Raw genomic sequence first — 13,040 nt, forward strand, 5'->3', positions numbered from 1 at the left:
GACGCCAACCACGCGACGGACGAGGCAGGCCCCTCGACGCGCCGGCCGACAAAAAGGGGCGAGCCCCTACCCCGGCCTGCGGGGTAAGGGCTTCGCTGGTCAGGCGCTGACGAGCTCAGCGCGCCGTGGTCATGAAGAGCGTCGCCGTCGATCAGGGAGGGGGCGGGGGCGGCTCGGTCGGGAGCGGATCGGGCAGCTTGAACAGCCTGCCGATCCGGTAGGGGCGCGTGGAGGGCGAGTAGTAGCTCGTCTGCGACGACGTGACGCTCCACGTGAAGCCGAGCAGGATGCCCGTGAGCGAGTCGGTGTACACACGCACGTAGCCCGTCCCGGCGCCCGGCGTCATGTAGCCGCCGGTGCACTGCCCGCTCCACCGGCTGTCCTTGTACTTGCCCTCGGCGCACCCGTGCGACGAGCTTGTCGAGTCCGCGATCGGCACCGCGAACTGCTCCGTCCCCGAGTAGCGGGGGTTGATCTGCGGGAGGATCCTCTCCGGCGCGCCGGTGATGATCATCGTGTGGCCGGCGAAGGTGGCCGTGGCGCCGATGGTGAAGACATCACCCTTCTGGATGTCGACCGCCCGTTCGACACGGCGGAAGTACGTCTCGAACCCGGGAGGGGTCGCGCCGACCTTCGGGCTCGCGTTGACGATATCGAAATAATAATCGGACGTCGGGCTGTTCTTGCCCCACATCGCATAGATGTCCTGCTGCGCGTACCCCATCGACTTCTGCAGCGCCAGCGTGAAGAAGCACGCGGCCTTGGTCATCCCGGTCCACGCCTTCGACTGGTCAGCGTCGTCCCAGTTCATGAAGCACTCGGGTTCAGTGCCCCACTCGTTGCTGACGGAGTTGTCGATGAACTCGAGCGCCCAATCCTCGGGGCCCTTCGCGCTCGCGGAAGCCGAAGCGAGCGTGATGAAAGACGCGGCAGCCAGGGAAGCAACAGCCAAACTCGTCGTGCGCCTACTCATACTTCTACCTCGTTGATTTGGAATGACATTGCATGTGCACTCAAGAACAGATGCTAGTCATTTCATGCCGAACCCTCAAACGAACCCTGGCGCCGAAGATGCCGAGTCTAGCAGGATGGATATTCACTGTAATCGGCTTGGGTGTCAAGGTATTTTCGGGGCGCTCGTCCTTTTTCTGCACGTTCGTGAACGTGAAGTAAGACCATGTCGTCCCTTAAGACAGCGGATGCGCGACGGTGTGGAGCGACGGTATCCGACGCCATGACACGCCGGCCTCGTCTGCTCAGCGTCCACGTCCGCGTCCACGTCCACGTTCTTCGCGCCGACTGTGCGCCTTGCGCGTCTTGCGCCGCGCCTTCCCCAGCTTGCCCCGCTCCTGTCGACCTCGCTCCGGGGGGCGGCTCGGGCCGTGTTCGCGCGGCGAGGGCGGGTCGGGAGGAGCGGCGGCCTGCGTCCTTCGACCAGGAGACCTGCTGATGCCCTCATCGGACCACACCCACGGCGGCGCGCGCGACGCAGGGTCTGACCGCCCCAAGGCATGGCCGCCGGCGGTGTTCGACGCCCCCTTGCTGCGAGGGCTCGACGAGCGCGCCCGGCGTGAGATCGCCGGGGCGGGGCGGCTCCGCTCCCTGTCGCCGGACGAGGTCGCCTATCGCGCGGGCGACGCCGGCGACGCCTTCTTCGTGGTCGCGTCCGGCCGCATCGCCCTCCGCGCGACGCGCCGCGGAGACGATCGCGATACCGAGGTGCGCACAGCCGCCGCGGGCGACGTCATCGGCGAGGAGGCGGTCGTGGGGATGTCGCGCAGGACCACCGCAGTCGCGCTCGCCCCCAGCGTGCTCGCCGAGATCCCGGTCCACCTGTTCCGGCGCGCCGCCGGTCGCTCCGGCAAGGCCGAGATCGCCGAGAAGCTCGAGCGCGCGCTGCGGAGGAGCGCGACACGCGACCTCCTCAGCACCCTCGCCTTCACGCGTGACCTGGATTCAGACGACGTCGAAATTCTTCTTGACGCAGTGAGTCATAGGCGCTTCGAGCGCGGTCAGGCCATCTATCGCACAGGCGATCCGGCCGCCGAGCTCTGGCTCATCGCTGAAGGGATGGTGCAAATTCAGACCGAGGACGGAGATCGGATTCATGTGCGCGCGTACCTCACCCGGGGTGATTTCTTTGGAGACGTCGAGCTCGACGAGGGCCGCTGCCGGGCGGCGAGCGCCGTGGCCAGCGGCGCCACGGCGCTCCTGGCCGTACCGTCGAAGACCTTCGCCGCGCTCGCGCGGAAGCACCCTGATCTGATCCCCCGACTCCGGCGCATCACCGGCGAGCACCACGAAAGGCAGGAGGCGGTCATCGCCGGCCATGCGCGCAATCACACAGCGCACATCTTCAGGGACCTCTATCGCCTTCAGGTCGCGCGGTCGCTCCTGGTCATCGATCTCGAGACGTGCGCGCGCTGCGGACACTGCGCGTGGTCGTGCGCCGACGTGCACGGGGTCTCACGGCTCGTGCGGCGCGGAGACAAGGTGCGCGCGCGGGTGGACGACGCGGAGCAGGGCGCGCAGAAGGAGGCGCCGCGCAGCCTGCTCTTGCCGAACTCCTGCCAGCACTGCGAGAGCCCCGCCTGCATGATCGAGTGCCCCACCGGCGCCATCGGCAAGGACACCGGGGGAGAGGTGTTCATCCGGGACGCGCTCTGCACCGGCTGCGGCGCCTGCGCGAAGGCGTGCCCGTGGGAGAACATCGCGATGGCGCCGCGCCCCGCGGCCGCGCCGCGCCCGGGAGGCGCGGGCTTCGCGGACATCGCCGTGAAGTGCGATCTCTGCCGCGATCACGACGGCCCCGCGTGCGTGAAGGCCTGCCCCACGGGCTCGATCTTCCGCGTCAACCCGGCGGAGGAGATCGCCGACGTGCGCGACCTGCTCGGCGGGGCGCGGCGCGAGCAGGAGCGCGCCGCCGCGCCACGGAGCGGCGCTGCGGTCGTCGCAGGCAGCGCGCTCGCGGCGGCCGGGCTCGGCGCGGCGGGGCTGTCGGCGCACGCGCGCGGCGGCGCGCGCCCGGGCGAGGGCGCCGCCTTCTCGGCGGGCGTCGCCGCCGCGGTCGGCATGGCGCTGCTCCTGCTCTACGCGGTCCCCAAGCGCGCCGGGCGATGGGCGTGGATGCGGCCCAGGCGGCGCGGCGACACGGCCGTGGAGGGCGGCGATGCCGCGCCCGTGAAGAGCCGGCTGCGCCCGCACCTGACCGGGCACCTCGCGATCGGCCTCGTCACGGCCGGCCTCGCGCTCGCGCACGCGCCGTGGCCGCGGTCCGGCCGCCCGACGCTGGGCGCGGCGCTTCACCTCGTGTTCTGGGCCACCGCGGCGGCCGGCGCCTTCACCGCCATCGCGTACCGGCTCGCGCCGCGGCGCCTCGCCCGGATCGAGCGCACCGCCGCGCTGCCCGAGGATTTCAGCGCCGCCCGGCGCGAGCTGCTCGACCGCTTCTACCGCGAGGTGAGCGGGCGCAGCGACCTGGTCAAGAAGATCGTCGAGAAGATCCTCGTGCCCTACCTGCAAAGCCCCCTCGGCCCGCTCGCGCTGCTCGCCTCGGGGCGCGGCCTGCGCGAGGAGGAGCGCGCGCTGCGCGCCCGCATCGACGCGGTCCTCGAAGGGCGCGGGGCCGAGCGGCTCGCCGGCCTTTCGGAGCTCATCCGCCTCGCCGTGGAGCTGCGCGCGCTCCCGGCCCAGCGCGCGCTCCTCGCCGCGCTCCGCGGAGGGCTGCCGGCGCACATCATCACCTTCGGCGTCGCTGCGGCGCTGCTCGTGCTCCACGCGATGACGGCGGCGAGCGTGCCTCGATGAGCGCGCGCCGGGCCGGGAGCGCGCGCACGCCGCCCCACACGGCCGCTGGCGCGGCGCGGGACAGCGCACCGGGACGCCCTGGACTCGCTATGAAATGGTTGCGAGGCACGGCATTTCTTTGTGCGCCGCGCGCGCCTCCGCCGGCGTCGCGACGCGCGCATCGACGCGCGCACGCGAGCGCCGCGTCGGCGAAGACGCGCTGCAGGCGGCGCGCAGGCGAGAGGCCTGGACTTTGCCTTCTGCGCCCAGGTACAATTTTCCCGACAGCACCCTAGTGGAAGGTAGAGAAGCCGATGGCTGGTCCTTCGACCAAGTGGATGGGAGCGCTCTCCCGATCAGGCTCCCCCAGCGCGTGGGCGCCGAGAGCGCTGCTGCTCGTGACGCTGCTCACCGCGTCGGCCCTCATCGCCGGATCGTGCCGTGGAGGCAACAACGCCGGTGAGCCGCCGAAGCCGGGGACGGACTGGCCCGACGCCGGGCCGGGAACGGGCGACCCGTGCGTCGACGGCGAAGAGGTGGAGTGTCACGTCACCGTCGGCGAGCACGAAGGTGTGCTGACCTGCCTCGACGGCATCCGGCGCTGCGAGGACGGGCGTTACGGCAGCTGCGACGGGACGATGACGATGCGGAGGTCGCCGTTCGGCTCGGCGCCGCCGGGGAGCGGTGAGGGCGGGTATCCGCGCCCGCTGGCCAACTCCGATGCCTCCGACGGCGGCCTGTGCGCGACCAACCCGTGCGACCCGACGTGCCAGTCGTTCGAGGAGACGCCGGACGGGGGGCCCATCAGCCTCGCAGGGACCGGCCCGACGTACACGTGGTCGGTCGGCGACATCAACGAGCTGCCCGAGGCCGTCGCGCGGGAGGGCACGCACCAGCCGTGCACGACCAGCGAGGACTGCCAGTTCGACCAGTACTGCGACGACCCCGCGAGGGGCGCGTGCGATCACGACCCGTGCGCGACAGGCGTGTCGCTGCTGTCGAACTGCAGCGGCTGCGCCACGAAGGTCTGCAACGCGAACCCGAACTGCTGCACCTTCACGACCATACCGGCCGACTGCGGTCACGATGCCTGCGTGGACGCTCCCGGCGCCGCGAGCAACATGACCACGACCTGCGGCGACGCGTGCATCGCGACCATCTGCGCGAACCATCCGCGCTGCTGCGATATCACGTGCACCACGACGGCGCAGTGCACTGCGCTCATCGGCACGGGCAGCACCTGCGCCTTCCCAGGCCGCTGCACCGCGCCCAGCGGCGTATGTCCCCCGGGAACCGTGCTGTCGGGCGGCCGCTGCACCGGGACGTGGAGCGCGACATGCGTGGGTTATGTCGCCGCGGAGTGCGCCCCCAAGACGTGCACCGCGCCCGTGCCGAAATGGGACGCGAGCTGCGTCACCCTGGCCGAGTCGCTGTGCGGCTCCACGTGCGACACCGATCCCGGCTGCGCGCACGACAAGTGTTACACCGGCGAACGACTCCTTTCAGGGTGCAACTCGTGCGTGACGCAGATCTGCGATGTGTCGCCGAGCTGCTGCGCGCCGGGAGGCGCCTGGACACAGAGCTGCGTCGACCTCGTGGAGAGCGTCTGCGGCCAGACCTGCCCGCAAAAGGGCCTCTGCAAGTCGTACCAGCCGAACGAGACGGACTCCACGTGCACGCAGCCGGACCTCACGATCGGCGTGCCCTGCGGCGGGACGATCCCGGTCTGCAACCGCGGCACCACCCCGGCCCCGGCGGGAATCGCCATCCACCGGTATGCTTCCACCGCAAACCAGCTGCCGTCCTCCGCCCCGAGCCGGGTCCTGAACGCGTGCAACCCGACCGGCGGCACCCTCGCCTGCACGACGGCGCAGCCGATCGCCCCGGGTGAGTGCATCAGCGTGGCCGGCTGCACCGGTGTCACCGACGGCGTGGAGCTCATCGTCAATCCCCCTGGCGCCATGCACATCCCCGAGTGCCGGTGCGGCAACAACGGGAGCATCTATCAATCGGCCATGTGCGAGTCGCCCGCCTGCATCGCCACGGCGAGCGTGTCGCTGGTCAGGCCGGTCACCCTGTTCGTGGCGCTCGATCGATCCACCTCGATGCGGCAGACGCTGTCGGGGATGGACGTGAGCGGGGATCGATGGATTCCGGCGACGAACGCGCTCAAGTCCTTCTTCCAGGATCCGGCGTCGGCGGGGCTCGGTGTCGCGTTCCGGTTCTGGCCGCTCGACAACCCGGGCCCGTGCAACGAGACCCCTTCCTGTCCGCCTGCCGGCGGCGGCGGCTGCGCGCTGCCGCTCGTCCCGTTCAACGGCGCCGCGGCCGACAGGTTGACCGAGGAGTCCGCGGCGATGGGGGACCAGCAGGAGATCAAGCTCATGCAGGCCTTCATCAACTTCCCGACGCCCAGCGGCGAAACGCCGATGCACCCGGCGCTGGACGGCGCCACCACCTGGGCGAACAACTACAAGGACGCCCATCCCGAGGAGGAGGTCGCGGTCGTGTTCGTCACCGACGGCATCCCGTCGAGCTGCAACACCGTCCCCAACGCGATCGGAAACCTGGCGCGAAACGCCTTCGTAAACCACGGCGTCCGCGTGCACGCGGTGGGCTTCGGCAACTCGAACGCGGAGATCATCAACCTCATCGCGGACCAGGGCGGAGGACAGGCGTTCAACCTCAGCGCTGGCTCCAGCCTGGAAGGCACCCTCCTCAATGCGCTGGTCTCGATCCGCGGAGAGGCGCTGCCCTGTGACGTCACCGTCCCCATCGCGGGTGTCTCGGATCCAGCGTCGGTGTCCGTCGTCTACGAGAACGCGGCCGGCGTGGAGACGACGCTCACGCCCCGGGCAGGGGTCGGCAGCTGTGGCGCGGGGGGCTGGTACTTCGATTCCGGGAACACGAACGTGAAGCTCTGTCCGACGACCTGCTCCACCGTCCGCGAGAACCCGGGCGGGAAGGTCCGGGCCGTCGTGCCCTGCACGACGACGAGCGTCACGGCGATGAACACGGCGTGGGAGCAGTACCACGGCGTCTGCCCGCCGGGGACCAAGACCCAGTGGGGATACCTCAGGTACAGGACGACGACCCCTGGCGACTCGAGCGTCGAGTTCTTCGTGAGAGCGGCGGATGATCCCGCCGACCTCGCCTCGGCGACGGTCAGGCTCGCCGCGACCGCCCACGCCACGCCGACCGACACCCGGATCTGCGATGAGGGCTCGATGCCGCCGTGCGCGATCGATCTCTTCGACGTGCTGCAAGAGCTGCCGGACGCTCGAACAGAGTACCTGGAGGTCCGGATGAGGCTCAATCCGACGAGCAGCGGAGGGGGCGGCGTTCAGGTGCAGGACTGGGAGATCACGTATTCATGTCCAGATACCGAGTGAGCCGAAGCACCATGGTGACCGCGCTCCTCTGCGCTGCGGGGGTGGTCGCGGCGTGCAGCGGAGATGACGACGCGTCGCGGCCCAGGGCCCCGTCGGCCTCGAGCGGCGCCGGCGCGGCCGGAGGCGGCGACGGGGGCGCGGGCAGCGGGGGCGGCCCCCCGGGCGACTGCGGGAACGACGTCGCCGAGCAGGACGAGGCGTGCGACGGACCCGATCTCAGGGGCGCGACCTGCCAGAGCGTCGGGTTCGATAGCGGCGAGGTCCGGTGCAGCCCCGAGTGCACCCTCGACGCGTCGAGCTGCTCGGGCGTCGAGGCGTGCCAGGACGGGCGGGACAACGACGGAGACGACAGCATCGACTGCGGCGATCCGGAGTGTGAGGCGGCCTGCGCGGACATGTGCGCCGCGCCCGTGGCGCTCCCGGATCCCGGGACCGCGACCGGCGATACCTTCGGCCACGCGGCTGTCGAGGGCGAATGCTGGCCGGGGAGCCCGGGCGTCGCCTACACGTTCACGGCGACGATCACCGGGTTCCTCGACGTGGTGGTGACCCCACGCACGGACGCGCAGCTCGTCGCCGAGCTGCGCAGCGCCTGCGCCGACCCCTCGACGATCGTGGGCGACTGCGGCAGGCCCAGCGTCGGCGCGGGGATCGAGAACCGGCTGACCGTGCCCGTCCGAGAGGGCGATGCGTTTTACGTGATCATCACGGGAGCCGACGCGAGCCAGGCAGGGGCGTTCGACCTCGGCGTGCGAAGCCGACAGACCGTCTGCGGGGACAACATCCAGGATCCGACGGAGCAGTGCGACAACGCCCTCGATCAGCCGGGCGACGGCTGCAGCGATAGCTGCGAGCTCGAGCCGACCGAGGTGGAGCCCAACGAGGACATCGCCTCCGCCAACACCTATGAGAATCCGTTCTTCGCCGCGATCGGCGCCCCGGTCGATGATGTCCCGGACGTCGATGTCGTGCGCGTCACCGTGCCGAGCGGGCCGACGGTCCTCACCGCGGAGACCGCGGCTGTCACGAGCTCCGACTGCCTGACCGGCCGGCTCGACAGCGTCATCGAGATCCTCGATGGAAGCGGCAACTTGATCGTGCGACGCGACCGCGGGGACAACGGCCTTTGCGCCCGCGCCGTCGCGCCGGGGCTCGCCGCGGGCGACTACTACGTTCGCGTCACGTCCGTGCTCGGCTCCGTGGCGGAGACGTTCCCGTACCGCCTCGACGTGACGCTCGTCCCCGAGGTCTGCGGGGACGGCACGATGAGCGCCGGCGAGCAGTGCGACGACGGAAACACGGATCCCCTCGATGGATGCAGCGCCACCTGCCGCTTCGAGCTGGACGAGGCGGAGCCCAACGGCGCCCCAGCGCAGGCCAATGCGTATGCGGACCCGTGGCTCGCGGAGATCGCGCCTGCAGGCGACGTCGACGTGATCGCCGTGACCGTGCCAGGGCCGCGCTCGACGCTGCACGCGAACGTCATCGACAACGGCACCAACGCTTGCCAGCAGGGGCAGATCGACAGCTACATCGAGATCCTCGGGGAGGACGGGACCACCGTGCTCGCATCCGACGACGATTCAGGGGTCGGCAATTGCTCCTACGCCTCGCTGACCGACCTCGCCGCGGGCACGTACTATGTGAGGGTCCGCGCCGCGTCGCTCGTCCCCGACGCGACCTTCTTCTATCGATTGAATGTCACGCTCCTCTAGCCCGGACGGCGGCGCCGACGACGCGGCGGGCCTGCCCGATCCCACGCGGACGCTCTACCGCGCCGATCTCTCCGATCCGCGCCAGCGCGCCGCCCAGCCGCGGGAAGTCGTGCGGGGGCGCGCCGCGCGCCGCGCCGAGGCGACCTCCGACGTCACGCGCTTCCGGGGCGTGCTGCCGGCCACGCTCGCGGGCGCCGTCGCGACGGGCGCGGCGGCGCTGCTCTTCCCGCCGCCGGGGGGGCACGCGGCGCCGGGGCCGCTCTCGCTGCCCCACGCGCGCGCGCAGCTCGCGTGCGCGTCGTGCCACGCCGAGCAGGCGCCCGGCGCGCCGCGGGAGGCCGCCGCGGCCCGGGAAGCCGCGCCCTCGCGCGGAGCCGCGGCAGGCGCGCGCATCGATCAGGCCTGCGTCGGGTGCCACGGCGCCCACGGCTCCACCCGCAGGAGCCACGGGCAGCTGCTCGCGAGCGGCGCGCTGAGCTGCGCCACCTGCCACCCCATCCACCGCGGCGATCAGGGCGTCGTGTTCGATCCAGCGAGGCCACCTGTGCGCTTCGCGCCGGGCGCCGAGGTCGAGCTCCCGAGGTCGGCCTTCCGCCCGGGCCAGCCGGCCACCGTGGCGATCGTCACGGCCGGGAGCTGCGCGCCGTGCCACGACCTCGCGGCGCCGCGAGATCCCATCGCGCGCTGCCTCGTCGCGGCGCAGGCGCCGCTCGGCGACGCCCGTCCGATCACCTGCTTCGACGAGCACCGCCCTGCCCTCCCCGAGGACGCCGCGACCGGCCGCGCAGGCGGCGACCCACGCGCCGCCGGCCGCAACGCGGGTCGCGCAGGCGGCGACACACGCCCCGCCGGCGTCTGCAGCGGGCAGCACACCGAGGACCGCGCCCTCGCCTGGGACGCGGCGCGCGACGCCGCGGCGGCCTTGCCCGTCGTGAAGGCCGGCGCCACGCCCGGCGCGCCCGCCCTGCTCTGGATGGGCGCAGGCCTCGCCGCCGCCGCCCTCGCGTTCGCGGGCGCCCGCGGCGGCCAGGCGCTGCGCGCGCGCCGCGCGCGGCGAGCGGCGAGCGACGCCGGGGGCGAGGACGCGATGCTCCGCCCCGCGGCGCGCGTGCGCCTGCCCCGGATCGACACGACCACCTGCCTCGGCTGCTACGCGTGCGTCGATGCGTGCCCGTACGACGTACTCGCCATCGAGAAGTACGTCGCGGTCGTGGCCCGCCCCGAGGCGTGCTGCGGCCTCACCCTGTGCGAGCAGCGCTGCCCCAACGGGTCGCTCACCATCGAGGGCGGCGCGCCGATCGCCGATCGCCCGCGCCTCGGCGACGACCTCGGCAGCCTCGACGTGCCGGGCCTGCACCTCGCCGGCGACGTCACCGGGCTCCCGCTCATCAAGAACGCCATCCACCAGGGCGCGCACGCCGCGACGCGCATCGCGGAGGACCTGCGGCAGGCCGGCCCGCGCGGCGCGGGCGGTCAGGAGCTCGATCTGATCATCGTGGGCGCGGGGCCCGCCGGGATCAGCGCCGCGCTGCGCGCGAAGGAGCTCGGCCTCTCGTTCGAGGTGATCGAGCAGGGCAGCGTGGCGCAGAGCATCCAGAGCTTCCCGCGCGGCAAGCTGGTCTTCGATCAGCCGCTCGACCTGCCGATGACCGGGAAGCTGTGGCTGAAGGAGTCGACAAAGGAGGAGCTGCTCTCCCACTGGCTCCGCATCGTGCGCAAGGAGCGGCTGCCGATCCTGCAGGACACCCGCATGGTGTCGGTCGCCCGCGCGGCCTCTGCCGGCGCGCCCGCCGTCGGCGCGGCGGCCGGCAGAGGCGCGCCCGCTGTCGACGCGGTCGACGCGACGGCCGGCTTCGTCGTCGTCACCGAGCCGCGCGAGGGCGGACAGCGCACCGAGCGCCATGCGCGGCGCGTGCTGCTCGCCATCGGCCAGCGCGGCTCGCCGCGCCGGCTTCCGTTCGAGCTACCCGCCGAGGTGGAAGGTCGGGTGTACTACCACCTCGCCGACGCCCGGAGCCTCGCCGGAAGCCGCGTGCTGATCGTCGGCCTCGGCGATGTCGCCATGGAAGCCGCGATCGCGCTGTCGCGCCAGCCGGCCACCGACGTCACCGTCGTCTACCGGGGCGCCGGGTTCCGCCGCGGGAAAACCAGAAATATCGAGGAGTTACGCAGGCTTGCGGCGGCGTCTCGCCTCTCGCTCCTGTTCGAGACCGACGTCTCCGCCCTCGCCGCAGATCCGCGCGGCGCGCTCGTGGCGACCCTCGCGTCGCCTTCGGGGGCCCGGCCGCACCCCTGCGACGCCGTGCTCGTCCTGATCGGGAGCATCCCCCCGTGGAGCGCCCTCCGCGCCGCCGGTGTCCGGCCGACCGCGGAGCCGTCAGATCGTTCCGAGCTCGGCGACGTACAAGGGACCACGCCCGCGGTCCCCGCGCCGTGAGTCCATCGTAAGCTCGGGGGGCCCAGGCCGTTCTCTGGAGGAGCCATGAAGCCGACCCACGTCGCCCTGTTCTCCGCCCTCGGCATGATGTTCACGAGCCTCTCCGTCTACTCCCTGGCCCCGTCCGGGGGCGGGAGCTCCGTCACGGCGGTCCCGGAGGTGATCACCGAGCCGCCCCGCCAGATCCCGGAGGCGACGGGCGGCGCCGTGGCCGCGCTCGATCCGAGCCGCTTCACCACCGGATCGAGGCTGATGCTGGAGGGGCGCGTCGGTCACGCGCGCCTGCCTCGCTCGGCGCAGGAGACGTTCCTGATGTTCGAGGTCCGCGGCGACGGGGCGCCCGCGAGATCGCAGGCGCAGGCGAACCTCTCGCTGGTCATCGATCGCTCCGGCTCGATGAAGGGCACCCGCCTCACGAACGCCGTGCAGGCGGCGACGACGGCCGTGAGCCGCCTGAACGACGGCGACGTCGTGTCGGTGGTCACCTTCGACACGAGGACCAGCGTGGTCGTGCCGCCCACCACGGTCGGGCCGGACACGCGCGGCCGCATCCTCGCGAGCGTCCGCGGCATCTCGCTCGGCGGCGACACGTGCATCTCGTGCGGCATCGAGGAGGGCCTCTCGCTGCTCGGTCAGTCGAGCGCCGGCGTGAGCCGGATGCTCGTCCTCAGCGACGGCGACGCCAACCACGGGGTCCGCGACGTCCCCGGCTTCCGCGCGATGGCGCAGCGGGCGCGCGATCGCGGCGTCGCCATCACGACCATCGGGGTCGACGTCGACTACAACGAGAAGATCCTGTCGGCGATCGCGCTCGACTCGAACGGCCGGCACTACTTCGTCGAGAACGACGCCGCGCTCGCGCGCATCTTCGAGGCGGAGGCCGAGCAGCTCACGGCGTCGGTCGCGAGCGGCGCGGAGCTCGCGATCGACCTGGCGCCCGGCGTGGAGCTCGACCGGGTCTTCGATCGCTCGTTCCGGCGGGCCGGCGATCAGGTCATCGTGCCGCTCGGCGCGTTCGCGGCGGGGGAGGTGAAGACGGTCCTGCTCAAGGTGCGCCTCGGCGGCCTCGGCGGCCCCGCCGGCGACGCGCGCGGCGAGTCCCCCGTCGCCGACGTGGGCCTCACCTACCGGGACCTCGTCGCCAGGACCGACGCCCGGTGCGTGGGCAAGCTCGGCGTCGCGATCGCGGACAGCGACGCCGACGCGAGCGAGCTCGACGCGCTCGTCGCGGGGCGCGTGCAGCGCAGCGAGACGGCGGCGACGCTGAAGCAGGCCAACTTCCTGTTCGAGCAGGGGCGGCTCGACGAGGCGCGCAGCAAGCTCGACGCGCAGCAGGCGTCGCTCAAGAAGGCGGCCGACAAAGCGAAGGCCAGCGCCCCGGCGAACCGCGCGAAGGACGTGGCGTCCGATTTCGAGGGCCAGCTCGCCGCGCTGGAGCGCGCGGGCACGGACTTCGCCACACCGCCGGCGTTCGCCACGCCGCCGCCGGCCGCCGCCGCGGGGCCGGGCGGCTTCGCGCAGGCGCCGGCGGCGGCGCCGCCGCGGCCCGCCCCGGCGCAGTCCCGCCAGGGCAAGAGCGCCGTCCGCCGCAACGAGGCGGAGGCCTTCGATCTGGCGCGCTGACGCGCGGCGCCCGGCGCGGGCGGCGCGGACGGCGCGCTCCGGCCCCTGCCCCGCGGCCACGCGGGGCGTTGACACGCGTCGGGCTTT

The 13,040-nt window shown here is 72.4% G+C and carries 6 protein-coding genes; 5 read left to right on the top strand and 1 reads right to left on the bottom strand.

Annotated features, from left to right (window positions below; all coding sequences use genetic code 11):
• Positions 1-151: 151 nt before the first annotated feature.
• Positions 152-952 carry a hypothetical protein gene (locus WMF11_RS24120; protein ID WP_437555042.1) on the bottom strand — a complete coding sequence of 267 codons (801 nt, stop codon included), beginning with the start codon at positions 950-952 and terminating at the stop codon, positions 152-154.
• A gap of 497 nt (positions 953-1,449) precedes the next feature.
• Between WMF11_RS24120 and WMF11_RS24125 the strand changes: the two genes are divergently transcribed.
• From WMF11_RS24125 to WMF11_RS24145, 5 genes are all read left to right on the top strand, one after another.
• Positions 1,450-3,807 carry a cyclic nucleotide-binding domain-containing protein gene (locus WMF11_RS24125; protein ID WP_437979058.1) on the top strand — a complete coding sequence of 786 codons (2,358 nt, stop codon included), beginning with the start codon at positions 1,450-1,452 and terminating at the stop codon, positions 3,805-3,807.
• Between the two features lie 293 nt (positions 3,808-4,100).
• Positions 4,101-7,178, top strand: a complete 3,078-nt coding sequence (locus tag WMF11_RS24130; RefSeq protein ID WP_437979059.1) for a VWA domain-containing protein — start codon at positions 4,101-4,103, stop codon at positions 7,176-7,178.
• Positions 7,160-8,893, top strand: coding sequence for a DVUA0089 family protein (locus WMF11_RS24135; protein WP_437979060.1), 1,734 nt, complete (start codon positions 7,160-7,162; stop codon positions 8,891-8,893). Before WMF11_RS24130 ends, WMF11_RS24135 begins: the two co-directional genes overlap by 19 nt.
• The gene (locus WMF11_RS24140; protein ID WP_437979061.1) at positions 8,877-11,330 is read left to right on the top strand and encodes an NAD(P)-binding domain-containing protein; all 2,454 of its coding nucleotides are present in this window, start codon (positions 8,877-8,879) and stop codon (positions 11,328-11,330) included. Before WMF11_RS24135 ends, WMF11_RS24140 begins: the two co-directional genes overlap by 17 nt.
• A 45-nt stretch (positions 11,331-11,375) precedes the next feature.
• Complete coding sequence (locus WMF11_RS24145; protein ID WP_437979062.1) at positions 11,376-12,953, top strand: vWA domain-containing protein; 1,578 nt, start codon at positions 11,376-11,378, stop codon at positions 12,951-12,953.
• Positions 12,954-13,040: the final 87 nt, after the last annotated feature.

The organism is Sorangium sp. So ce295, from assembly GCF_051527405.1.
GTDB lineage: Bacteria > Myxococcota_A > Polyangia > Polyangiales > Polyangiaceae > Sorangium > Sorangium cellulosum_B.